The 23,020-nt window shown below is 58.9% G+C and carries 22 protein-coding genes and 1 pseudogene; 21 read left to right on the plus strand and 2 right to left on the minus strand.

Going from position 1 to position 23,020, the window contains the following annotated elements:
- Window positions 1-33: 33 nt before the first annotated feature.
- Together ACK83U_RS01465 and ACK83U_RS01470 are read right to left on the minus strand one after the other, a co-directional pair.
- Window positions 34-1,296 carry an ATP-grasp domain-containing protein gene (locus tag ACK83U_RS01465; protein ID WP_112610958.1) on the minus strand — a complete coding sequence of 421 codons (1,263 nt, stop codon included), beginning with the start codon at window positions 1,294-1,296 and terminating at the stop codon, window positions 34-36.
- On the minus strand, window positions 1,290-2,777 hold the full coding sequence (locus tag ACK83U_RS01470; protein ID WP_112610980.1) for a pyridoxal phosphate-dependent decarboxylase family protein: 1,488 nt from the start codon (window positions 2,775-2,777) through the stop codon (window positions 1,290-1,292). The genes ACK83U_RS01465 and ACK83U_RS01470 overlap by 7 nt, the downstream gene beginning before the upstream one ends.
- Before the next feature lie 438 nt (window positions 2,778-3,215).
- Between ACK83U_RS01470 and ACK83U_RS01475 the strand changes: the two genes are divergently transcribed.
- From ACK83U_RS01475 to ACK83U_RS01575, 21 genes and pseudogenes are all read left to right on the plus strand, one after another.
- Window positions 3,216-4,133: a flagellin gene (locus ACK83U_RS01475; protein WP_112336522.1), complete on the plus strand. Its 918-nt coding sequence runs from the start codon at window positions 3,216-3,218 to the stop codon at window positions 4,131-4,133.
- Window positions 4,134-4,389: 256 nt separating this feature from the next.
- Entirely contained in the window at window positions 4,390-5,370 is a 981-nt protein-coding gene (locus ACK83U_RS01480) for a flagellin (protein ID WP_112610982.1), read from the plus strand.
- Window positions 5,371-5,611: 241 nt separating this feature from the next.
- Window positions 5,612-6,244: a hypothetical protein gene (locus ACK83U_RS01485; protein WP_112610960.1), complete on the plus strand. Its 633-nt coding sequence runs from the start codon at window positions 5,612-5,614 to the stop codon at window positions 6,242-6,244.
- Window positions 6,241-7,668, plus strand: a complete 1,428-nt coding sequence (locus ACK83U_RS01490; protein WP_112610962.1) for a MotB family protein — start codon at window positions 6,241-6,243, stop codon at window positions 7,666-7,668. The genes ACK83U_RS01485 and ACK83U_RS01490 overlap by 4 nt, the downstream gene beginning before the upstream one ends.
- A 3-nt stretch (window positions 7,669-7,671) precedes the next feature.
- Window positions 7,672-8,976 (plus strand): chemotaxis protein MotC, encoded by a 1,305-nt coding sequence (gene motC, locus ACK83U_RS01495; RefSeq protein WP_112610964.1) that lies wholly within the window; start codon window positions 7,672-7,674, stop codon window positions 8,974-8,976.
- Window position 8,977: 1 nt separating this feature from the next.
- Window positions 8,978-10,588, plus strand: coding sequence for a flagellar hook-length control protein FliK (locus ACK83U_RS01500; protein ID WP_112610966.1), 1,611 nt, complete (start codon window positions 8,978-8,980; stop codon window positions 10,586-10,588).
- Window positions 10,500-11,123 carry a transglycosylase SLT domain-containing protein gene (locus ACK83U_RS01505; protein WP_112610968.1) on the plus strand — a complete coding sequence of 208 codons (624 nt, stop codon included), beginning with the start codon at window positions 10,500-10,502 and terminating at the stop codon, window positions 11,121-11,123. Before ACK83U_RS01500 ends, ACK83U_RS01505 begins: the two co-directional genes overlap by 89 nt.
- A 279-nt stretch (window positions 11,124-11,402) precedes the next feature.
- A complete protein-coding gene (gene rem, locus ACK83U_RS01510) occupies window positions 11,403-12,074 on the plus strand; it encodes a transcriptional activator Rem (RefSeq protein ID WP_015338820.1) in 672 nt (223 codons plus the stop codon).
- Window positions 12,075-12,584: 510 nt separating this feature from the next.
- Entirely contained in the window at window positions 12,585-14,075 is a 1,491-nt protein-coding gene (gene flgK / locus ACK83U_RS01515; protein WP_112336517.1) for a flagellar hook-associated protein FlgK, read from the plus strand.
- Window positions 14,076-14,078: 3 nt separating this feature from the next.
- Complete coding sequence (locus ACK83U_RS01520; protein WP_112336516.1) at window positions 14,079-15,128, plus strand: flagellar hook-associated family protein; 1,050 nt, start codon at window positions 14,079-14,081, stop codon at window positions 15,126-15,128.
- 37 nt (window positions 15,129-15,165) lie between these two features.
- On the plus strand, window positions 15,166-15,513 hold the full coding sequence (flaF, locus tag ACK83U_RS01525; protein ID WP_106996633.1) for a flagellar biosynthesis regulator FlaF: 348 nt from the start codon (window positions 15,166-15,168) through the stop codon (window positions 15,511-15,513).
- Entirely contained in the window at window positions 15,510-15,962 is a 453-nt protein-coding gene (gene flbT / locus ACK83U_RS01530; RefSeq protein ID WP_112336515.1) for a flagellar biosynthesis repressor FlbT, read from the plus strand. The genes flaF and flbT overlap by 4 nt, the downstream gene beginning before the upstream one ends.
- A complete protein-coding gene (flgD, locus tag ACK83U_RS01535; protein ID WP_112336514.1) occupies window positions 15,950-16,450 on the plus strand; it encodes a flagellar hook assembly protein FlgD in 501 nt (166 codons plus the stop codon). Before flbT ends, flgD begins: the two co-directional genes overlap by 13 nt.
- 29 nt (window positions 16,451-16,479) lie before the next feature.
- On the plus strand, window positions 16,480-16,746 hold the full coding sequence (gene fliQ, locus ACK83U_RS01540) for a flagellar biosynthesis protein FliQ (RefSeq protein WP_015338826.1): 267 nt from the start codon (window positions 16,480-16,482) through the stop codon (window positions 16,744-16,746).
- Between the two features lie 148 nt (window positions 16,747-16,894).
- Window positions 16,895-18,982, plus strand: coding sequence for a flagellar biosynthesis protein FlhA (gene flhA / locus ACK83U_RS01545; protein WP_112336513.1), 2,088 nt, complete (start codon window positions 16,895-16,897; stop codon window positions 18,980-18,982).
- Window positions 18,979-19,731, plus strand: coding sequence for a flagellar biosynthetic protein FliR (gene fliR, locus ACK83U_RS01550; RefSeq protein ID WP_112610970.1), 753 nt, complete (start codon window positions 18,979-18,981; stop codon window positions 19,729-19,731). The genes flhA and fliR overlap by 4 nt, the downstream gene beginning before the upstream one ends.
- 69 nt (window positions 19,732-19,800) lie before the next feature.
- Window positions 19,801-20,219, plus strand: a pseudogene (locus ACK83U_RS01555) (hypothetical protein).
- A 131-nt stretch (window positions 20,220-20,350) separates the two neighbouring features.
- Window positions 20,351-20,947: a rod-binding protein gene (locus ACK83U_RS01560; RefSeq protein WP_112610974.1), complete on the plus strand. Its 597-nt coding sequence runs from the start codon at window positions 20,351-20,353 to the stop codon at window positions 20,945-20,947.
- 14 nt (window positions 20,948-20,961) lie between these two features.
- A complete protein-coding gene (locus tag ACK83U_RS01565) occupies window positions 20,962-21,330 on the plus strand; it encodes a hypothetical protein (RefSeq protein ID WP_015338831.1) in 369 nt (122 codons plus the stop codon).
- A complete protein-coding gene (locus ACK83U_RS01570) occupies window positions 21,327-21,854 on the plus strand; it encodes a hypothetical protein (RefSeq protein WP_112610976.1) in 528 nt (175 codons plus the stop codon). The genes ACK83U_RS01565 and ACK83U_RS01570 overlap by 4 nt, the downstream gene beginning before the upstream one ends.
- A gap of 242 nt (window positions 21,855-22,096) precedes the next feature.
- Window positions 22,097-22,936 (plus strand): WecB/TagA/CpsF family glycosyltransferase, encoded by an 840-nt coding sequence (locus ACK83U_RS01575; RefSeq protein WP_112610984.1) that lies wholly within the window; start codon window positions 22,097-22,099, stop codon window positions 22,934-22,936.
- Window positions 22,937-23,020 lie beyond the last annotated feature (84 nt).

The following is a 23,020-nucleotide window of genomic DNA, read 5'->3' on the forward strand; positions in this document are numbered from 1 at the left end:
CGTTTTTGGCTCGGCGCATCGGCGCCGACCGGCTTAGGACGCCTTTCCGAGGGCCACGGCAGCCTTTTGCCTAGCGGCATTGACGAAGCCATCGAACAGTTTCTGCATGGCCGCCTGCTTGTAGGGATAGACGCTCGGATCATCCATGTCGTGGACCACCATGGCGACATCGAGCTCGAACACCAGCAGGCGTCCGTCGGGAAGTTCGGCGCAATCGATGCCGAAATAATCGAGCGGGATATGACGGCAAAGGGCGAGGAAGCTTTCCTTGTGGCGCAGGGCGAAATCCTGATCGAAATTTTCCATCCATGCCTGTTCGGCGGCACGTTTTGCCGCGCTCTGCTCCATGCCGGCACTTAGATAATGCACGATCCAATGGTCCGAGAGCGCCATGTGGCTCGCGAACGCCTTGCCGTTGATGAACACGATGCGCTGCTTGTTATAGAAGCCGTCGGAACCGCGAAAATCGATGAAGGGTGCGACGTAAAGTTCCGGAGCGGGCTGAGCCTTCAGAAAGGTGACAAGCTCGACGGAGTCGGTGATGCGTTCCATGCCGTTGCCGGCATGCGTGCTGATCGGGCGCACGACCAAAGGGTAGTCAAGGCCCGGAGCGCAATCGTCCAGTCGTTTCACGCCCATGGCGACGGCCATAAGATCGGCGTGCGATACGCGGTAAGTAAAGGGCGAAAGAATGGTGAGCTCATTCGCCAGCATGGCGCTGACGCCGTCGCGCGTCAGTCTCGCGATCAGTCCCGGATTGCGGTTCATCACCGGACCGTCGAATTTGGCAAGCAATGTCTGCATATGGGCGAGAAGAGGGGCGTTTTCGGTCGATTCCCCGATCGCCATGAAAGCGATGTCGTGCTCCGGCAGATCGACGAGCGCCAAGGTTTGCAGGTCAACGTAATGCAGCCACAGCACGCAGTCGCTGCCGGCCAGCAGAAAATCGATAGGCGTATTGGCCATGAAATCGCCTTCGGTCACGAAAGCGAGTATCCGCGGACCAGTCCCGTTGCCATGGACGACGCAATAGTCGCGGCGCATCTGCACGGCATTCTTTAAAATCTGGCGAGCCTCATTACTGCGGCCGAGCGTCTGCAGGATGATGGCCATGTCCAGAAATGCAGCGGCGGCGGTCGGATCCGCCGTTACGCGCTGCATGAGTTCGTTCCAGAGCGGGGTCACGTCGTGACCGGCGTAGACGAGGGAGACTATTCTCCGCATGCCGAGAATTCGGGCGCCAACCGGTATGTTCAATAGTGCCGGATGGGCGATGGGGGCTTTGGTCATCAGCATTGCGGAAGATCCTGTTGGGAGCCGATTGTCAAAACGCTCCGAACGAGCGCGTCGATGTCAGTCTGTCGGGTACGGTGGTTTACGATCGCCGCGCGAATTGCGGGCTGACCGTCCAGATGGGTCAGGGACGGGGCGACGCGGCCTTCGGCGTGGAGACGCTCGACAATGTGGGAATTGACCGATGCCGGCATCGATCCGTCGGCACCAACATAGGCGAAGCAGACGATGTTGAGGGCGACGGGCGCGAGTAGTTTCAGGGTAGGTTCCTGTTCGATCCGCCGTGCAAGCTCGCGTGCCAGCAGGCAATTGGCGTTCATTGTCTGCCCCAAGGCTTTAACGCCATAGGTTTTCAGCGTGAACCAGGTTTTCAGCGCCCTGAAGCCACGGGAAAGATCCGGACCGTAGTCGCAGGGCCACCAGTCCCCACCGGCAAGTCCGGTCGCTGCGCGGCTCAGATAGGCGGCATCCGAAGCAAAGGTTTGCCGTTGCCACTCGCTATCCCGCACCAAGAGGAAGCCGGCATCATAGGGTACCTGACCCCACTTGTGAAAATCGAAAGCGAGCGAATCGCAGGCTTCGATCCCCGCAAACAAAGGCGCGAGCTCCTGGCTGAGAACGCCAAGAGCGCCGAGTGCGCCGTCGACATGAAAATGAAGATCATGGGCGTCGGCGATGCCGCGCAGGGCCACGAGGTCATCGACCGCGCCGGTGTTGACCGTTCCAGCACTGCCGATGAGGAGGAACGGCGTGAAGCCTTCCTGTTGGTCGCGGAGGATTGCTTGTTCCACCGCATCGATATCGATCTGGCCGAGTTCGTTGACGGCAATGCGCCGGAGCTGATTGCTGCCGATGCCGGACATTTCGAAGGCCCGGGGAACGCAGCCATGTACTTCGCTCGAGGCATAGGCGACGAGCCGGGATTCGTCGGACAGACCGGTTGCACGAACATCGCGGCCGAGCTTGCGGCATCTGGCGATCTGCACCGCGACGAAATTGGCCTGCGACGCACCGGTCAGGAATATACCGCCTGCCGTTTCCGGAAACGAGAAGATCTCGCGCGTCCAGCGGACGATCTGGCGCTCGACCTCGATCGGCATATGGTCGCGTCCGCCGAGATTGGCATTCAGCCCGCCGGCGAGCATTTCGGCGAGCATGCCGGTAACGGTGCCACCGCCCTGGACCCAGCCCATGAAGCCCGGGTGAATGTTGCCGCTGCCATAGGGGAGGATGTGGTCCCGAAAAATGGCGTGGACGTCAGCCAGATCGCTGCCTTCTATGGGCAGTGGTCCATTGAATTTGGCGCGAGCGGGAGAGGGAGCGCGCTGCCAGACTGGCTTCGTTGCGAGTGTCTGGAGATGATCGAACATGTCGTCGAGCATCTGGTGGCCTTGCTTGCGCAGGGCCTGCCAGTCGTCGGGGTCGAGACTTGTTCGCTCGTGGCGATCGACCGCCGCCCCTCCGGTCTCTTGCAAACTGAACATCTGAACCTCGCATGCGGCCGCCGGTATCGCCACCGTCATCGGAGCGCTACCGATAAAATGCCGGCCTCTTTGCCCGGCACCGAGCTGGCCTATCTACGACGCCGAAGATGGCGCGAGGCTGACGTGTGGCTTCCTATGCTCCTTCAGACGGCCATACGGATGGAAATGGCTGTCGGCGCCTGCCGGGCGGATCAGCTCCTTTCCTGTTCAAGGAATGGCAAAGCAAGCACTGCCGGATGGTCATCGGCGGAATAGCTACTTCCGTTAACTTTTGCGGGCGGCATTAACCTTTTATTAACTCTATTGCTGTCAGTTGCAGCTAACGCAACGGTTGGTTAACCTCTCCTAAGAGCCGGTTAACAAGCATGAGGCTGATTGCCGTTCCCGGCCGCAGACCGGAATGTCCCTTCCAAAGTCAGCCATAAGGGGCACTTTTCGATGACCAGCATCCTCACCAACGACGCGGCGATGTCCGCTCTCCAGACTCTGCGCGGCATCAACACGAATCTGCAGGATACGCAGAGCCGCGTTTCCTCGGGCTACAAGGTTGCGAAGGCAGCCGACAATGCCGCTTATTGGTCAATCGCGACAACCATGCGTTCCGACAATGGTGCGCTTTCCGCCGTGTCCGATGCATTGGGCCTGGGTGCGGCCAAGGTCGATACGGCATATGCCGCAATGGACAACGCCATCACAGTTGTTCAACAGATCAAGGACAAACTGGTCGCGGCAACCGAAAGCAGTGTTTCGAAGGCTGATATCCAGGAGGAGGTTACTCAGCTCCAGCAGCAGCTGGAAAGCATTGCACAGTCCGCATCCTTCTCCGGGCAAAACTGGATGTATGCGGCGAATGGCGCCTCGGCTTCCGTCGTTTCCTCCTTCGTGCGCAATAATAACGGCACGGTTTCCGTCAACAGCACCAGTTACGCCTTCGACACCGGTTCGCAAGGCAACGTGCTGTTCGGCGCAAGCGGCGGTACGATCGATACCAGTTCCGGTATTCTGGGCACTCAGCAGAATATCAGCGGTACATCCTATTCCGTCTTCAGTCTCGATATCACCAACATGACGGGCGGGGACATCGGCAAGGCCATGAATCTCATTCAGGGCGCTCTCGATGCTATGACGAGCACGGCCTCGCAACTCGGTTCGCTTTCGACGCGCATCGACCTGCAGACGAGCTTCGTTTCCACCCTGCACGACACCATTGATTCCGGTGTCGGCAAGCTCGTCGATGCGAACATGGAAGAGGAGTCGAGCAAGCTCTCCGCGTTGCAGACCCAGCAACAACTGGCAATCCAATCGTTGCAGATTGCCAATTCGAGCGCACAAAACGTTCTCGCTCTCTTCAAGTGAGCCTTGACCGGAGCTTGCGTTGCGATCGCGCGGTGGCATTTCCCTCTTGTCGCCGCGTATAAGCTTTTGTTAACGTTGCCGCTAATTGATTTGCAGTTTATGCGCAGGTCCGGCGTTCGTTCTCCTACCAAGCGGTTGCCGGGCCGCGCTTCAGCGACGGGCCGTGCTGGGATGTTTCCCGCTGGTGGGCATGAGGCCAATCGTTGCTGCCGGATCGGTCCGGCTTGCCAGTTCCAATGGAATTACGGATTTTCAGATGAGCAATGTGACGACGAATCCTTCCACGTCGGCGGCGCTGACCGTGCTGCGCGGTATCAACAAAGATCTCGATGTCGTGCAGCAGCAGGTCTCGTCCGGTTACCGCATTCAAACGGCGAGCGACGATCCCACCTATTGGTCGATGGCGACCACCATGCGCTCGGACCGAAGCAGCCTTTCCACGATCACGGACGCGCTTGGTCTCGGCGCCTCGAAGGTCGATACCGCATCCACCGCCATGGATACGGTCGTCAGCCTGCTGACCCAGATCCAGTCCAAACTGGTTTCGGCCAAGGAATCGGGCACAAACAAGAATGCGATCAACGCCGATATTCAGCAGCTCAAGAGCCAGCTGCAATCCGTTGCCCAATCAGCATCCTTCTCCGGTGAGAACTGGCTCTACAACACCGAGCAGCAAGCCAATACGCAGCAATCGGTGATCAGCAACTTCACGCGGGGCACAGGCGGACAGATCAATTTTACGACGATCGATTATGACAGCTCCCAAACCCTGATGATCGATACCGCGCAACCGGCGCGAGGTTTGTTGACGAAGAATGTCGACGCAAGCACACTCGGCGTTCCGGGAACCAGCGGCGGGACGGCTCGCAACTACTATCTCCTTGCCGCCAGCGGCGGTTCGACGCCATCAGGTGGAACGGAGATCTCGATCTCCAGCAGCACGACGGACGACGAATTGACCGACATGATCAACGTCACCAATTCGCTCCTGAAATCGGCAACGTCTGCCGATTCGACCTTGGGTCTGATGTCGTCCAACATCACCGACCAGTCGGATTATATTTCCAAGCTTGGCGACGCCATCAAGAGCAGCGTCGGCGACCTGGTCGACACCAACATGGAAGAGGCGTCGGTGCGGCAGAGTGCCCTGCAGACAGCGCAGCAGATGGGTGTTCAGACATTGTCGATCGCCAACAGCATGGCGAGCAAGATTCTGATCATCCTTCAATCGAAATGACCGTCGGGCGGAACTCGGATCGGCTATGCAGCATTGCATTCATCCTCGCACAAGTTTGACTGCCTACGGTCCTTTGCAATGGCTTGGTTGCGTAAGGTGTCGGTGACATTGGTCCCGGACGCTGCTGCCTGATGACGGAAACCGGAAGCGTGATGATCGACGTTTTGAGAATGGAAATGGATCGGCCGGCTGCCGGCATCGACTTGCAGCGCCTCTGCGGCGCGAATGGGGAGATGCGCGCGTGAGCTTGGCACTATCTCGATATCTCAAGGATTTCAGCGCCGAACAGGTTCCTCCGTCGCATGTCGAGGATATGGCCTTTCCGGAGCCGATCGAGTTTGCTGAAATTCCAGGCGAGCCGCCCGTCGATGTCGAGGCCGAGCGTCGCGCTGCCTATGCGGAGGGGCATGAGGCGGCGACGCAGGAACTGACGCAGAAGCATCAGGCCGAACTCGATGCCATGGCCCAGTCGTTCCGCGCGGAAATGGATGCGCTGCGGCTACATTACGAAGAGCAGGCGGCGGAAAAGATCGCGGCAGACATGAACCGCGTCGCCATAATGCTCGGGCAGGCGATCAGCACAGAAGCCGCCGGCATCCTTGCGCCGATCATGACAGAGACGCTGACGACCAGGGCGGTCGGCGATCTTGCCGAACTGGTCAAAGCTTCGATCCTCGACGGCAGCGTCGGGCCGATCTCGGTCACTGGGCCGCGCCATCTCTTCGAGGTTCTCCGTAGCCGCCTCGGCGACGACGGCGCACTGCTGCGGCATATCGAGGCCAATGATGTCGATCTCACCGTCACCATCGGCGAGAGCGTTCTCGTGACCCGTATGTCCGCCTGGGCCGCTAGTCTGAAAGAGATCCTGAAATGAGCGACGGCGATCAAAATCACGGCAAGCACGAGATTATCATCGTCAAGCGCCGCGGCGGCGATCACGAAGGCGGCCATGGTGGGGCCTGGAAGATCGCCTATGCCGACTTCATGACCGCGATGATGGCCTTCTTCCTCGTCATGTGGCTGGTGAACGCCGCCAACGAAGAAACGAAGGCCTCGGTCGCCTCCTATTTCAATCCCATCAAGCTTGCCGACGAGAAGCCCACGGAAAAGGGCCTCAAGAAGCCCGTCGATCAGGCCCAGGGCGAAAAGAACCAGCAGAAGTCCGACAAGCCGCAGGAAAAGCCGAATGACGGCAAATCAGCCAAGACCGGTGAGGACCTCACATCGACATCGGGTGACCAGACGAATTACTCCGAGGCGGATTTCTTCGAGAATCCCTATTCGGTCCTAGCCGAGATCGCACAGGAAGTCGGTCAGCAGGCGAATGTCAGCGCCAAGGGCGAGGGCGGTGCCGCCCAATCGGGTCCGGCGACAGGTGCGGATGGCGGCCAGGCCTATCGAGATCCGTTCGATCCGGATTTCTGGACCAAGCAGGTGCAGGTTTCCAGCGCTTCGAAGAAGGCGAACGAGGAACAGTCCGCCAAGTCGGATCAATCGCCCAAGGGTGAAGTCGTCGCCTTGTCGAAGGCAACGGCTGCGGACAACGGCCAGCCGGCCGATCAGCCGCAAACGCCCGAACAACAGCCGACGGTGAGCGAGCAGCAGGCGGCCGGCAAGGCGCAGGAAAAACAGACGCAGGCTCAGCAGGTTGCCAAGGCCGGCACGCAAAGCGGCGCATCCACCCCTGAAGACAATGCCGCTTTGCCTGCAAACAGGGATGCTCAGTCGACGAAAGCGCAGCAGCAGGAAGCCAAGGATCTGCAGCAGGCAATTCAGGCTGAGATCAAGGGTGTTGCCGGCCAACTGGCCGAAGGGTTGCAGGTGACTGCTGCTGAAGGCGGGGTGTTGGTCACGATTTCCGACCAGACCAACGATCCGATGTTCAATATCGGTTCCGCGGTTCCCCGGCGCGAGATGGTGCTGGCGATGGAGAAGATCGGCCAGCTTCTCGCGGAGCGTAAGGGATCGATCCTGATCCGCGGCCACACCGATGGGCGCCCCTATCTGGTCGGCGGCCGCAACGACAATTGGCGTCTGTCGCTCGATCGCGCCCAGAGCGCCTATTACATGCTGACCAGCGGCGGGCTGGATGAGAAGCGGGTTGTGCAGGTGTCCGGCTTCGCGGACCGGCGTTTGAAGTTGCCCGACGATCCATTCAACGATGCGAACCGCCGTATCGAGATCCTGATTGCGAGTCCCTCTACTCAGGCGGCGACGGACCCCGCAGCCTCGGGAACGCAAGCTCCCGTCAAGCCGGCTTCGGGCAAGGGCAAGTCCGGTCAAGGCAAGCAGGGATAGTTCATGGCGCGCAAACAGCATCGTCATCGCCTTGCGCTCACGCTCACCCTCGGCATGCTGATGTCTGGGGTTGCGAGTGCTGAGGGACAGGACGGTCTGCCGCTCTACAAGATGCTGCGCTCGCTCGAATTCGTACAGGATTCCGTTGTCGCGGGCGACAGTTCTGCCGCAGAGATGCAGCGCTTTCTGCTCGGAACCATAGATGAGCGGCTGCGCAGCGCGGACAAATCCGTCTTCGAGGACAGTCGTAACGTCGATGCGGCTCTCATCTACGCCATGAGCGGCGGCAACCCCGAAACGCTCGAATATCTGATGTCACGCGACGTCAACGGCAATTTCGACAATCGTGTTGCGGATGTGCTCAGGAAATATCTGAACGGCAAGGGTCTGCTTGTCGTCAACACGCTTGTCGACATCTCCAAGGAGTATCGCGGCAAGCCGATCGGCCCCTACCTCTCGCTAGTTGCGGGCAATGTCATGTCGGGCAAGAATGCCAAGGCAGCCTTGCCTCTCTACGACTGGGCGCGATTGATGGCACCCGGCACGATCGTGGAGGAATCGGCATTGCGCCGCTCGCTGGCTTTGTGCGCCGACGCGGGCATGGTGCCGCAAGGATTAGATTATGCGCGGCGTTATACGCGGCGCTTTCTGCATTCGCCTTACGCCAGCCAGTTTGCCGATCTTTTCGTGCAGCTGGTGGTGGACCACGATTCCGGCGTGAAGCAGCAGGACATCGTCGACATCCTGTCCTTCATGGACCCGCCGAGACAGCGGGAGATCTATCTGCGCATGGCGCGCCGGGCCGCGATCGCCGGCAAGGCCGATCTTGCCGCGCTGGCGGCCAATCGTGCCCAGGCGATCTCCAATGACGGCGGCGATGCCTTTGGTGCGCTGGCTAATTTCTATGGCGGCGTGGCGGGCATATCCACGCCCGAACTGAAGGCGGCGATCGACGATGTGAACCAGATGCCGGCGGGCGAGCTGAATGCGCGCGACCGCGCATTGCGCGACGCCGCAAAGGCCGTCGCGGCGGAGATATTGCGAACACCCGATGCTGCAAGCCTCGGGCAAGGCAGTTTTCCTAACCTGCCCAACCAACAGAAGACTGAACACGATGCTGCTGTGACGAATCAAGCGGGAAGCCAATCTCCCGGCACGGCGGGTGTTGAGCAGGGAGCCTCGGCAAACGCGGCTCCCGCCCCGGAGGGAGGGCGGCAGGAGGCCGACTCTTCGTTCAACGCATTCGTCACGACGAGCCGCTCGAAGCTGGATGCCATCGACGGCCTGTTGAAGCAGGAAAGTCATTGATATGAACGACATTGGTGTGTCCGGCGCCCCATCGGGGGCGGATATTCGTGCGGTTGCCAAAGGCGGCCGCTCGGCGAAGCAGGATGACGGCAAGGGTTTTATTGATGCGCTGACGAGCTCGCTCGGCAATGGCGGCAAATCTTCAAGCTCCGATGCCGGTGCCGATACCTCCGCCAATGCGGACACGACTGCCGATAAGGATGCAAGTGCGGCACAGACGGTCGTGGGAAATTCCTCCGCGGCAGCTCTCTCCTTCGACGACAGCACCAAGGCCGGAGTTGGGATGATCGATACCTCCGGAGTCAACCTTTCGAATCTCGCCGGCCTGGCCAAGGGCGCGAAAGCTTCGCAGCCTGCCGGCGCCGCGTCGCTCTCGAAATCGCTGATAGCGCTGCAGAATGCAGCTGCAGCGGCCGGTGAGGCCGGCGCAACATCCACCGGAGCCGATCAACCTACGGCAGCCACAGACCCGGCCATGCCCACGACCGATACCACCAAAGTGCCGGCGCAGTCTGCCGCACTCGACCAGCTTGCCGAGATCGCGCAGCAATTGGCCGATGTCGCGACTGCGAACAGTCAGACCGCACCGGTCAAGGGCGACGGCAGGACGTCTGGCGCGAAGGATGGAAAGGATGTCCAGGCGGCGGATGATGGTAAGTCTGCGTCGACGCAAGGCAGCCTGCCGGCCAATACGATTTCCGATGCCCTGTCGCTGCTGAACGTTGCGCAGCCCGTCGTTGCGACGCAGGTTAGCACGGCGCAGGGCAGCGCGGTTCAGGCAGGCAAGACGGCAGACGATGCCAAGGTCCAGACATTGTCATCAGGCAAGGCGGCATTTGCGAATGATGCCGCAGACACGGCTGTGACGTTGCCGGATGACGGCAAGGGAACGGATGGCGCACAGACGTTCCGCCTGACGCGGGCGGATGGCCGCGGCGGCGCGCTCGACCTGTCGATCAGCAAGAGCGGTGATGACGTTGCCGATGTCAAAGTCGGCGCTGCTGCGGGCGGCGATGCCGTGGCAGTGACCGTACTGGATTCGCGTCGTTATCTCGGGCTTGCCACCAACTCGGCGTTGGTCGCCGGAAGCCTGACGGGCGACCGCGAATGGTCGGCTGCGATGCAGCCGGGCTCGGCGCTTTCCAATGCCGCAAACCTGACGAGCACCGGCAAGGTTGTCAACACGCTGAAGATCCAGCTGCGTCCGGACAATCTCGGCGACGTTACGGCAACCATGCGGCTTTCCGGAGACCAGCTGAGCGTCGATCTGAAGGTGCAGACCGGCGAAGCCTACAGGCAGCTTCATGCCGATCAGAGCCGCATGGTCGATGCGCTACGCGCGCAAGGCTATCAGGTCGATAACATCACCGTCACCCTGGCGTCCAATGCCGACCAGCAGTCGGATGGCGGCCGTAATTCCGGATCGAACCAGCCGCAGCAGCAGTCCCTGTTGAACCAGGGGCAGGGGGGCGACGCGCGCTCCAGGGGCCAGAATTATTCAGGGCAGCAGGCAAATGGAAACGATGGCAATCGCAGTTCGGTTGAGCGCAGCGTTGAGGACGGCGCTGGTGGTGGCTTGCAGCGTTCTCACTCTGGTGCGGTTTACCTCTGAGGTCCGGGCATCAGGCAATCCGACGCCGCCGGACAACGGTGCCGCAGGTCTTTGCGAACGCGAAATCCAGTCCGCTGCCGCAAAATACGGAATACCGGAAGGGATCCTTTATTCCGTCGGTCTGACGGAAACGGGTCGCAAGGGGTCGCTTTATCCCTATGCGCTCAATGTCGAGGGACGGCCGATCTTCCCGCCGTCGGAAGGGGCCGCTCTGCAGGTATTTGCCGCTGCACGGCAGAGTGGGGCAAAGCTCATCGATGTCGGCTGCATGCAGATCAATCAGTATTTTCATGGCGAAAACTTTACTTCCGTCGACGCCATGTTCGATCCGCGCAGCAATGTTGAATATGCCGCAAAGTTTCTCCGCAATCTGCATGACAGGCATGAGACCTGGACTATGGCGGTAGCAAGATACCATGCCGGCCCGAACAATGACCCCGCCCAGAAGGTCTATGTCTGCCGCGTGATCGCCAATCTGGTCGCCACCGGTTATGGAAAATGGACGCCAAACGCGGCGACCTTTTGTCGGGATTAAGCACCCATAGGTTGAGTACGGTATCCGGTTAGTCGGCACTAACCCAATCGAAGCGGTTGACTGCCGTGGTTTTGCCTAAAATGGAAGTGTTAATCATACGCTTGCTAACAGGTTTTTTATCGGTGTAAAACTCCAGGCGCATACTACATATAGTGCAAATCGCACCCTTATGGTTAATCAATTATTAATTTCCGTCACTCATTTCCGACAGTTGTTCGTGATTCGCCCGATTCGTACCCATAGGTCATCGAAACACCACACTGATTCGGAGGCGGACGAATGATCGTAGTGGTTGATGAGCGAGAGCTCGTTAAAGACGGATACACATCACTCTTTGGGCGCGAGGGCATCCCTTCGACGGGATTTGATCCGCGTGAGTTTAGCGAATGGGTCTCGACCGCGGCAGAGGGCGACATTGCTGCGGTCGAAGCCTTCCTGATCGGACAGGGGCAGCAAGTGCTCGAGCTTCCGAGGGCGATTCGCGACCGGACGGCGGCACCTGTCATCGCGGTCAGCGACCAGCCTTCGCTGGAAGCCACGCTTGCACTCTTTGATTGCGGCGTGGACGATGTCGTGCGCAAGCCGGTCCATCCTCGTGAAATCCTGGCCAGGGCGGCGGCGATCCGCCGCCGGTTGAAGGCGATCAACAACTACACCGATATCGGCCCCATCCGCGTCTTCGCCGATGGCCGCGATCCGGAAATAAACGGTTCCGTATTTGCCCTGCCGCGCCGCGAGCGCCGCATCCTCGAATATTTGATCGCCAATCGCGGTCGCCGCGTGACGAAGACCCAGATCTTCAACGCCATTTACGGCATCTTCGACGAGGAAGTCGAAGAGAACGTCGTCGAAAGCCATATTTCCAAGCTGCGCAAGAAGCTGCGCAAGAAGCTCGGTTTCGATCCGGTCGATTCCAAACGCTTCCTTGGTTACTGCATCGACTGGAGCTGATACTGCCAGTCGTGCATTCCAGATGTTAAAGCCTGCTGATAAGCCCGGAAATCCCTTGATTTCCGGGCTTATTCTTTTGCAGTGCGCGGGACAATCACAGCAAGAATAAGTGCGCCTTCCCTTACCATCCACGGCGTAATAACGAGCGGTGATATCTCTCGCACGAGACTTGCGACGACGCTTTTCGCGATGATCGTTTTTTCGTTTTCTCAGACAGCTTCACGCAAGGCCCGCCACCTACTCTCAGTCGTATGAAGGATAACGAGGATTCCAGATGAGGAATTTCGGCAGCAGAGAGACCGCGTTTGCGGAAGTGAGTGCAGAGGCAGCCCGCCTCAGCGCCGCTTCTGACCGCCGTATCAATGTGCGCGGATTCTCTGGGGGAGCCGTCCGTCCGTTGCCAACGACAATCTGGTCTATTTCGCCGGCCTCGCTCCGACAGGCTATTCCGACATTTCCAGCGTCCTCGGCCGATCTGCCGCGCTAAACGAATAGGGTATCGAGTCAGTCATGTCGCTTACAACAGCTCTCAACAACGCGCAGGCAATATTCAATAATACCGGCACGCAGAGCAGCGTGGTGTCGAACAACATCGCCAACGCCAACAATACGAATTATTCGCGGCGCCAGGCAATGTTGACCACCGACATGGCCGGCGCACAGGTGGTGCAGATCTCGCGCAGCAGTGAACCTGCACTGCAGAAGGCCTATCTCAGCTCGGCGTCGTCGGATTCGGCGCAGCAACTGCTCCTGAACGCCTACAGCAATCTTCAGTCGGCAACGATTGGCGGCAACGACAACGAAATTGCGCCGGCGACCTATCTGTCTGCATTTCAGGATGCGATGCAAAATTACGCCGGATCGCCGTCCAATGCCACGGCGGCCCAATCCGCGATCAATGCAGCCCAGAGCCTGGCCACATCTCTCAACAATGCCACGACGGCGGTACAGGGCGCCCGCGCCGACGCCGACAAGCAGATCAAGTCCGACGTCGATACGCTGAATAGCCTTCTCAAGCAGTTCCAGACGGCCAACGAGGCGGTAAAATCGGCCACGGCGGCTGCCAATCCCACGTCGAGCGCGCTTGCCGACGCGATGGATCAGCGCGATTCGATCCTGAACCAGATCTCGAAGATCGTTGGCGTGACGACGGTGACGCGCGGCAACAACGACATGGCGCTCTATACCAGCAGCGGAACGACTCTGTTCGAGACCATTCCGCGCACGGTGACGTTCAAGTCGACGGATACGTATACGGCGGCCACTCCGGTCCCCGGCAACAGCGTCTATATCGACGGCGTTGCTCTGACCCCGGGCCAGAGTGCGAATACGACGGCGCAGGGCACTCTGCAGGCGGCGCTTCAGATCCGTGACGACGTTGCGCCGACCTACCAGAAGCAGCTCGATGAGATCGCCAGAGGGTTGGTTACGGTCTTTGCGGAAACGAACAGCAATCCTTCCAAGCCTACATTGCCGGGTCTTTTTACCTGGAGTGGCGGCACTATTCCTGCCAGCGGGACCGCGGTCACTGGCTTGGCCGGCTCGATCACCGTTAATTCGAAATTAATCACATCCCAAGGTGGCGACCCCACGTTGCTGCGGGATGGTGGTATCAATAATAGCGCGACTGAGACCGGTTATACGAAGAATACCAGCGGCGGCAGCGGCTATTCCACACAGCTTGATGCCTTCATTACGGCAATGAATGCGAAGATGGCGTTCGATCCTACCGCAGGCTCCAGCACCAATGCCAGCCTGATGGATTATTCAGCCAGCTCCATTGGCTGGTTGGAAGGCCAGCGCAGCACGGCGACGACCGCGGCGGAAAATACGTCCGCCGCTCTTTCGCGCTCTTCGGGCGCCTATTCGAATGCGACCGGTGTCAGTCTCGATGAAGAGCTGACACTGATGATGGATATTGAGCAGTCCTACAAGGCTGGAACAAAGATACTGAACACCGTCAACCAGATGCTTCAAGCTGTACTGGACCTTGCGAGCTAAGCCATGAAACTCTCTTTCATTTCGAGCACAGCCATTCAGAATGCCATGCGGCAGACCGTCCGCCAGGCGCAAAATGAGATGACGAGCGCCTCTACGGAGGCGACCACTGGCGTTTACGCCGATATCGGTGTTTCGCTCGGCGGCAGCACGTCGCTCAATGTGAACCTGACGCGGGAAGTGTCCCGTATCGACTCGATCCTCAGCAGCAATTCCATTGCCAACCAGCGGATGACAACCTCGCAGACCGCCCTGACCGGCATGGGCACGCAGGCGCAGAAGCTGATGGATCAACTGGTGGCGCTGAGCGGCAACACCGACGGCAGCAGCGTCGCCCTGGCGCAGCAGGCGGCGTCATCGACCCTGTCGAACGTCATCGCTTCCGCCAATACGATGGTGAACGGCGAATATCTCTTTGCCGGAACCAACACCGACGTTCAGCCGATGACGGATCAATCCGCTACAACGAACGCGGCTATTCAATCGGCACTGACGACCTACATGGCCGCCCAGTCGCCGGCGGTAACCGCAGCGACCATATCCGCAGACCAGATAACGGATTTCATCAAGACCAAGGTCGAGCCGATGTTCACGTCCGACCCCAGCTGGTCGAGCTGGTCGAGTGCGTCCGATCAGAATATGACCAGTCGTATCAGCAATTCGGAAGTCATCGAAAGCTCGACGAATGCGAATTCGTCCGGCATTCGGTATCTGGCGCTGGCGACCAGCGTGACCAACGCGCTCATGGGCACGCCTCCCGGTCTCAATCAGAGCGCCGTGAACGCGGTCACGAAGCAGGCCATCAGCTATACGCGTCAGTCGGTTGACGGGCTGAACAGCCAGGCAAGCCAGCTCGGCCTGTCGCAGTCGCGCCTTTCGGATGCGAATACGACGCTCAACGCTCAGAAGACCATTCTCACCACGAGCATTGGCGACCTGACCGGGGTCGACCCCTACGAGGCGTCGACCAAGGTCAACAGTCTCCAGACGCAACTCCAAACGGCTTACACTATTGTTTCCAAGATCCAGCAGTTAAGCCTTGTAAATTACCTTTGATGATCAAAGGGATGTAATGACCAGGAAGGATGCATGAATGTATCAGTTCTCATATGCGGAAGTCATGCAGGACGCTGTGGCCGACGCCAAGGAACGAGAACGGCAAGTTCTGGACCGGTCGATAGCTCTTCTCTCCGCGGCCCGCGATGCGGAAAAATACGGTCGTGAAGCGATCGAGGCTCTCTTCTATACGCGTCGCGTATGGGTGAGCTTCGTCGACGACCTTAAAAGCCCGGAGAACCAGCTCAATGTCGAACTGCGTGCCAACCTTATCTCGATTGCCATCTGGATTTTGAAGGAATGCGATCGAATTCGGCTGCGCCAGTCGGAAAATTATCAAGGCATCATAGATGTCACCACCATCATCAGGGATGGACTTAAATGAAAAGTACGCTTCGCATATCGCTCAAAGCCGGGGAAAAGATCTTTATCAACGGGGCCGTCCTGCGTGTCGATCGCAAGGTTGCTCTGGAGTTCCTGAATGATGTGACATTCCTGCTCGAAAACCACGTGCTTCAGCCCGAGGAGGCGACAACGCCTCTGCGCCAGCTCTATTTCATCGCGCAGATGATCCTTATCAATCCTGAGGGCAAGGAGCAGTCGACGGCGATGTTCCGCAAATCGATCGTCATGCTGCTGTCGTGCTTCCACAATGAGGAAGTGCTGGCCGAACTCAAGCGCATCGACGGGCTTGTCTCCACCGGCCGCGCCTTTGACGCGCTGAAGGCGATCCGCAGCCTGTACGCGATAGAGGATCAGATTCTGAACAGCCAGGAAATGCCGGCGGCAACGATCGAGCACATCCGCCGGGAGATCGCTCCATGGCAGCGGTAGATAGCGTCGCCAGCAGCACCAACTCTCCGAACACTGCCAGCAATGCTGCCGCCGCATCCTCAAAGGCTACTTTGAACTACAACGATTTCCTGCAGCTCCTCATCGCGCAGATGAAGAACCAGGATCCGACCAGTCCGATGGATGCCAGCCAGCAGATTTCCCAGCTGGCGAGCTTCTCCCAGGTGGAGCAGCAGATCCAGACGAACTCGCATCTGGAAACCGTGCTGCAGAACCAGTGGATCTCGCAGGCCTCGGATTACATCGGCAAGCAGATCATGAGCGCCGACGGCAAGACCACCGGCACGATCAAGCAGGTAAGCGTCTATACGGACGGTATCATTGCCGAAACTAATGCCGGCGACAAGATTCTGATCCAGGCCGGCGTGACGATCGCTCCGGCGGGCACGACCATTGATACCTCGCCCACGTCGAGCGATAGTAGCAACAGTGATTCGTCGTCGAATACGGATCAGACCAGCGGCACATGACGTGCCGCTGAACCGGGAGCGGACAGATTATGAATGAAGCCGATGCATTGGATATTTTCCAGGCGGCAATCTGGACAGTGCTTGTGGCTTCCGGTCCGGCTGTCATCGCCGCCATGGTCGTCGGTCTGGTCATCGCGCTGATTCAGGCGCTCACCCAGGTGCAGGAGGCGACCTTGACCTTCGTTCCGAAGATCGTCGCCGTCATGGTCACGATCGGCATCTCGGCGCCATTCGTCGGTGCGCAGATTTCAATCTTCACCAATCTCGTCTTCTCCCGCATTCAATCGGGTTTCTAGGATAAATCTGAAGGCCATTTCGGCCTCCGGATCGCGCGCATCGATGGCATCGGCCATGCTCGCGCAAGCTTCGGCCTTTAGAGGTCGGTTCCAATAGGGCAGGCGGTTCAGCCGCTTGCCTCCTCTCATGAAGAGACGGAACCGGTCGATGGCACAACCACCCGCAATAGCACTCCCCAAAGCCAATCCTAGCGTCCGCGATATCGGGTTTGCCCTCGGTATCATGGTCATCCTGTGCGTGCTGTTCCTACCGATTCCGCCGTTTCTGATCGACCTTGGATTGGCTTTCTCGATCGCCTTTTCCGTGCTGATCCTCATGGTGGCGCTCTGGATAAAGAAGCCGCTGGAATTCTCGTCCTTTCCGACGATCTTGCTGATCGCCACGATGACGCGCCTGGCGCTGAACATCGCCACGACCCGCGTCATCCTTTCGCACGGTTATGAAGGGCATGATGCCGCCGGCGGCGTCATTGCCGGTTTTTCCAGCCTTGTCATGTCGGGCGATTTCGTCATCGGCCTGATCGTCTTCCTCATCCTCATCACCATCAACTTCATCGTTATCACCAAGGGGGCGACGCGTATCGCCGAAGTCGGCGCCCGCTTTACCCTGGATGCCATCCCCGGCAAGCAGATGGCGATCGACGCCGACCTTTCGGCCGGTCTCATCGACGAGAAGGAAGCGCAGCGTCGCCGCCGCGAACTGGAAGAGGAAAGCTCCTTCTTCGGTGCGATGGACGGTGCGTCCAAGTTCGTACGTGGTGACGCGGTTGCCGGTCTTCTGATTACCTGCATCAACGTCTTCGGCGGCATCATCATCGGCTATTTCCGTCATGGCATGCAGATCGGCCAGGCTGCGGACGTTTTCGTGAAGCTTTCCGTCGGCGACGGTCTGGTGTCGCAGATGCCGGCCCTCATCGTCTCGCTCGCTGCCGGCCTCCTCGTTTCGCGCGGTGGTACCTCTGGCTCGACCGACCAGGCCGTCGTCAATCAGCTGAGCGGCTATCCGCGCGCGCTCGCCGTCTCTGCGGTCCTCATGGGCATCCTGGCCATCATGCCCGGCATGCCCTTCCTTCCCTTCGTTTTCCTCGGCGGTCTGATGGCCGCCGGCGCCTGGTTCATTCCGCGCCAGATCGAAGCTGAGAACAAGCTTCGCCGCGACGCCGAAGAGCAGAAGGTGATGCAGACGAAGGAAATGGAAAAGGATTCGGTCAAATCGGTGCTGAAGACCGCAGAGATCGAACTGGCGCTCGGCAAGATCGTCTCCACCCGTCTGCTCGGCGCCCATCAGGAACTGGCTTTCCGCGTCGGCAAGATGCGCAAGAAGTTCGCGACGCAATACGGCTTCGTCGTGCCGGAGATCAAGGTGATCGACGACATGGCGATTGCCGACAAGTCGTACCAGATCCGCATCCATGGCACGACGATCGCCTCCAACATGCTGCGCGTCGGCGAAGTGCTCGTCGTCACCGGTTCCGGTCGCAAGCCGACCGTCCCGGGCGACGAGATCCGCGAGCCCGCTTTCGGCATGCCGGCCTTCTCTGTCCTCGAAGCCTTTGCCGAGGATCTGAAGCGCGAGGGCTTCCAGCCAATCGACAATGTCTCCGTCGTGCTCACCCATATGAGCGAAGTCATCCGCAACAACCTGCCGGCGCTGCTGTCCTATAAGGACGTGAAGGTCCTGATCGACCGTCTCGATCCGGAATACAAGAAGCTCGCCGACGAAATCTGCTCGTCGCATATGTCCTATTCCGGCTTGCAGGCCGTGTTGAAGCTGCTGCTTGCCGAGCGTGTCTCGATCCGCAACCTGCATCTCATCCTCGAAGCCGTTGCGGAACTGGCGCCGCATGTGCGCAAGACCGAGCAGATTGTTGAGCATGTGCGTGTCCGCATGGCGCAGCAGCTCTGCGGCGATCTGGCCGATAACGGCGTGCTGCGCGTCCTGCGCCTTGGCAGCAAATGGGACCTCATCTTCCATCAGGCGTTGAAGCGCGACCAGAAGGGTGAAGTCGTCGAGTTCGATATCGATCCGCGCAGCCTGGAAGAGTTCAGCGAGCAGGCGGGCAAAGTTATCCGTGAATACATGGACCGGGGCATGCCCTTCGTTCTTGTCACGTCGCCGGAAACGCGCTCCTATGTGCGCATGATCATCGAACGCCTGTTCGCGACGCTTCCGGTCCTGTCGCATGTGGAATTGGCCAAGGGGATCGAGATCAAGATTCTAGGTTCGATTTCATGATATCAGATCCCCAGGGGACCATTCTGGCGCTGTTCGTCGCCTTCTGCCGCATCGGCGGCTGCATGATGGTCCTCCCGGGATTTTCCTCTGGCCGCGTCCCCCCGCAGATCAGGCTGTTGCTTTCCGCGGCCCTGACGATGGCGATCCTGCCGTTGCTCTGGAACACGATCTATCCTGAGGTGTCGAAGGGCGATGCGAACTATATCGGCCTCATCTTCACCGAAACCGTCATCGGATTGATGTATGGGATGATGGCTCGCATCTACACGCTGGGCCTGCAGTTTACCGGCACGGTCATATCAATGCTGATCGGCTTCAATGCGCCCGGCGGTGCCGACCTCGTCGAGGAATCGAATGAGACATCGCTCACCAGCCTCATTAGTTTTTGCGGGCTGATGATCCTCTTCATTCTCGACTTTCACCATTATGTTTTGCAGGCGTTGGTCGATTCCTATTCGGTCATTCCTTTCGGCGGACATATCGAGCCGCGCGCGGCACTGATTTCCATCACCGACACGCTTGCGACGACCTTCTTCATCATGCTGCGGCTGGCAAGCCCTTTCCTGCTTTACGGCCTGATGTTTCAGATTTCGATCGGTTTCATCAACAAGCTGGCGCCGCAGATCCCGATCTATTTCATTTCCACGCCCTATCTGCTGATGGGAGGGCTGTTCATGCTCTATGTCAGTATTGCGGCGTTGGTCAGTCAGTTTTCCAATGCGTTCCTGACTGTCTTCAACGGGCATTAGCCGTAATGACACAAGGGCGAACACCGATTCGAGTGCAGCCGGAACAAGGCGACCGGCGGGTAGGTAGCGATGGCTGAGAAAAACCGGTCCGAAAAACTGAAGCGCCTCGTCGCGGTGCAGCGCCATCTGGAACGGATGGCGGAAAGCGAGCTGGCCGATACCACCCGACAGCGGTCGGAAGTCACCGAATCGATGGAGCGGGTCATGGTCGCCATCGGCTCCGTTGATCCCGTTCACATGGCATTCTCGATCCATTACGCCGAGCGCTATGGCCGCCTGATGATCCGGGATCAGCAGCTGGAAAGCATCCAGACGCTCATTCAGATGAAGGTCCAGCAGGAGCGCACCAAGGGCGACAGGCTGAAGAGCACATGAAGGATGCCCGCGAGCTGGAAACGCGAGAGGCGGATGACAATGCCGTCTACGACATCATCGATCAGCGCTTCGCCGGCGCAACGCCAGCCTCCAGCAAGGTTCAAAAACCATAATCATCGCGATCATGGAACAGGATTCGCAGCGTTCGGTTGCCGATCCGTTTTGACAGTTTGATTCGACATGCCCTGACACGAGCGCTGAGCCGCTCGTTTTCAGTGCATGCGAGAGCAGAAGGAGACGTGACATGGCTATTTCGCCTCCGAGTGATTTGGTCCTTGATGTCGTCAAGGCCGCCAATCCCGCCGATGTCGAGGCCGCGCAGGCCAAGCTTGCCGCCAACCGGGCCGCTTTTGCTGCCACCAGCCTTGCCGAAAACGGCAACGGCTTCGGCGCGACGGTGGATGCGATGAACAGCGCCGCCACCCAGGCGGGCCTTGCCAATGCCAATACCCATGTCGCCGGGACCAAGGTCCCGCAGGCCTATCGCAAGTTCGAGTCCATGGTGCTGCAGAACTTCGTGAAGAACATGTTGCCGAGCAGCGAAACGCTCTACGGCAAAGGTTCTGCCGGCGAGATCTGGAAGGGTATGATGGCCGAGCAGCTGGGCGATACGATCTCCAAGAATGGAGGCGTGGGCATCGCCGAAAAAATGTACAAGGAACAGGTCGACAAGATGCGCAATCCCGGCGCCATCCATGCGGCGACCGACGAGAACGACAAGAAAATGGCGCTCAGCGCGATTACCGATTTTCAGCGCAAGACGCTGGCCGCTGCCAATGCCGATAACGACGGCAACACCAGCATCACCAACCAGAATTCGTTGACGTCCCAGAAAGCATGAGCGAGGTAACAAACATGGAAATGATGTCGCAGGACTATCGGATCAAGTCTGTCCTTGGTCGCCTGGAGATGATTATCGACAATGAGAACAACCGGATCGGCAGCGACCCGGAATTCGATCTCAAGGTATCGAACGCACACAAGAGCCGCTGCCTCTACGAATTGTCGATGCTCTTTCGCGATACCGATCCGGCTGATCTCGCCGCCGCCCACATCGAACAGCTGCATGATCTAAAGAAGAAGCTGGTTCTGAACGCTCGTCGGGTCGAGGCGCATCTCGAGGCGGTTCGTGCTGTCGCCGACATCTTGAAGAATGCCGTGCAGAATGCCGATGGGGATGGCACCTATTCGCAGGAGCAGTTCCGCGTCCGTGAGGCCGGATGATCAAGCTCGTTATCACCGGCCTGTGGGTCTGCGCCGTAACATTGGCCTCGGTCTATTTTTCGGTGCAGGTGGCGACGGCGCCCGCGATCAGCCCTGAGGATGCCAAGAAGGCGCAGCAGGAGCTCGTCAAAGGCGAATCGATCAACGTTCCCGTTATCGCCAACGGCCAGGTGACCGGCTATTTCCTGACGCGCATCTCCTTCATGATGGAGAAGGGCAAGGCGAATGCTCTGCAGATCCCCCTGCCGGAGCTGACGACGGACGAACTTTTTTCGCTGTTGATCGGCAACAAGACGATCGACATCGCTCATACGCAGAATTTCGATATTGCCGCCTTTCGCGCTGATTTGAAAAAGCGGATGAACGAGCGACTTGGTGGCGACTACGTCGCCGATGTGCTGATAGAGCAGCTCGACTATCTTTCCAAAGAAGAAACCCACGGCGGCGAAACCGTGGGCAAGAGGACGGTCAAGCCTGTCAAGATCGTGCAGGATGCGGCAAAGGACAAAGTGCCGGTCGAGTGAGATCTCTGGGCTGCAAAGCGATAAACGTAAGCAATTTCTTACATTTTGTCGGTATGCCTAACAAACTCCTGATAGCTTCCAGCAAATCCAACCTTCCTTCCTAACGGAAAGTTGGATTTGTCTTGCTATAAACTCCTACGAGCCATGTCTCCCAGTCGCCGCATCGATGAACGGTGAGGGGCATGCGCTTTATGCGTACTGGCATCATGTGCGTCAGCGATGCCGGGCAGGAGGGTGTTGGATTGAACCAGGTAGCCGATTTTGCCGTCGCCGCGTCACGCCGCATGATCTTCGATCTGCCGGTATGCGATCTCGACTGGGATGACGCGCTGACCTTCGTCAACGAACTCGCTTCCCTGCCGGTCGGACAGACGTCGATCTCCTTCGTCAATGCGCATAACATGCTTATCATGCTGCGCGATGAAACCTACCGTAGTGTTCTCGAGCGCAATCTGGTGCTTCCCGACGGCGTCGGCCTCGACATCGCCTCACGCGTCGCTCATGGCGAGCCTTTCCCGGCCAATCTGAACGGCACGGATTTCGTGCCCGCGCTGCTGACATTCATGGAGCGGCCAAAACGGATCGGCCTCTTGGGCGGCAAGCGCTCCGTCGTCGAGAAGGCAGCCGAGAGATTTCGCCGGCATGCTCCCTGGCACCAGTTCGTCGTCGTATCGGACGGCTTCTTCGATCCGGCCCGGAGTAGCGCAGTCACGGCGGAAATCAGCCGCCAGAAGATCGATGTCCTGATCGTCGGCATGGGCACGCCCTTGCAGGAAAAATGGGTCGCCGAGCATGTCGGCCCGCAGCACGCCCGTCTTGTCCTGACCGTCGGCGCCCTGTTCGATTTCATTTCGGAGACTGTGCCGCGGGCGCCAAGCCTCGTGCGTGCGATGCGCAGCGAGTGGCTGTTCCGTCTCGTGTTGGAGCCGGGCAGGCTCTGGCGGCGCTATATGCTGGGCATACCGCTGTTCTTCTATCAGGTTGTCAGGCATCAGTTCGGCCGCAAGGAACGCGTTCTTCGCGCAGAGCCGCATCCATTGCCGCAGCGGCGCATTGCTCCGCCGGACAAATTGGCAAGTTAGAGCATTTCCAGGAAAAGTGCATAGCGGCTTTCCGTCCGGAATGCGCAAAGAAACAAGAGCTTAAAACGTTTTCGCGATTCGAAG

The organism is Rhizobium sp. WW22, from assembly GCF_047041135.1.
Taxonomy (GTDB): Bacteria; Pseudomonadota; Alphaproteobacteria; order Rhizobiales; family Rhizobiaceae; genus Rhizobium.

Bases quoted from the DNA above. Each gene is read 5' to 3' on its own strand.
- ACK83U_RS01465 (WP_112610958.1), bottom strand. From the start codon at position 1,296: ATGCTGATGACCAAAGCCCCCATCGCCCATCCGGCACTATTGAACATA.
- ACK83U_RS01470 (WP_112610980.1), bottom strand. From the start codon at position 2,777: ATGTTCAGTTTGCAAGAGACCGGAGGGGCGGCGGTCGATCGCCACGAG.
- ACK83U_RS01475 (WP_112336522.1), top strand. From the start codon at position 3,216: ATGACCAGCATCCTCACCAACGACGCGGCGATGTCCGCTCTCCAGACT.
- ACK83U_RS01480 (WP_112610982.1), top strand. From the start codon at position 4,390: ATGAGCAATGTGACGACGAATCCTTCCACGTCGGCGGCGCTGACCGTG.
- ACK83U_RS01490 (WP_112610962.1), top strand. From the start codon at position 6,241: ATGAGCGACGGCGATCAAAATCACGGCAAGCACGAGATTATCATCGTC.
- motC (WP_112610964.1), top strand. From the start codon at position 7,672: ATGGCGCGCAAACAGCATCGTCATCGCCTTGCGCTCACGCTCACCCTC.
- ACK83U_RS01500 (WP_112610966.1), top strand. From the start codon at position 8,978: ATGAACGACATTGGTGTGTCCGGCGCCCCATCGGGGGCGGATATTCGT.
- ACK83U_RS01505 (WP_112610968.1), top strand. From the start codon at position 10,500: ATGGCAATCGCAGTTCGGTTGAGCGCAGCGTTGAGGACGGCGCTGGTG.
- rem (WP_015338820.1), top strand. From the start codon at position 11,403: ATGATCGTAGTGGTTGATGAGCGAGAGCTCGTTAAAGACGGATACACA.
- flgK (WP_112336517.1), top strand. From the start codon at position 12,585: ATGTCGCTTACAACAGCTCTCAACAACGCGCAGGCAATATTCAATAAT.
- ACK83U_RS01520 (WP_112336516.1), top strand. From the start codon at position 14,079: ATGAAACTCTCTTTCATTTCGAGCACAGCCATTCAGAATGCCATGCGG.
- flaF (WP_106996633.1), top strand. From the start codon at position 15,166: ATGTATCAGTTCTCATATGCGGAAGTCATGCAGGACGCTGTGGCCGAC.
- flbT (WP_112336515.1), top strand. From the start codon at position 15,510: ATGAAAAGTACGCTTCGCATATCGCTCAAAGCCGGGGAAAAGATCTTT.
- flgD (WP_112336514.1), top strand. From the start codon at position 15,950: ATGGCAGCGGTAGATAGCGTCGCCAGCAGCACCAACTCTCCGAACACT.
- fliQ (WP_015338826.1), top strand. From the start codon at position 16,480: ATGAATGAAGCCGATGCATTGGATATTTTCCAGGCGGCAATCTGGACA.
- flhA (WP_112336513.1), top strand. From the start codon at position 16,895: ATGGCACAACCACCCGCAATAGCACTCCCCAAAGCCAATCCTAGCGTC.
- fliR (WP_112610970.1), top strand. From the start codon at position 18,979: ATGATATCAGATCCCCAGGGGACCATTCTGGCGCTGTTCGTCGCCTTC.
- ACK83U_RS01560 (WP_112610974.1), top strand. From the start codon at position 20,351: ATGGCTATTTCGCCTCCGAGTGATTTGGTCCTTGATGTCGTCAAGGCC.
- ACK83U_RS01565 (WP_015338831.1), top strand. From the start codon at position 20,962: ATGGAAATGATGTCGCAGGACTATCGGATCAAGTCTGTCCTTGGTCGC.
- ACK83U_RS01570 (WP_112610976.1), top strand. From the start codon at position 21,327: ATGATCAAGCTCGTTATCACCGGCCTGTGGGTCTGCGCCGTAACATTG.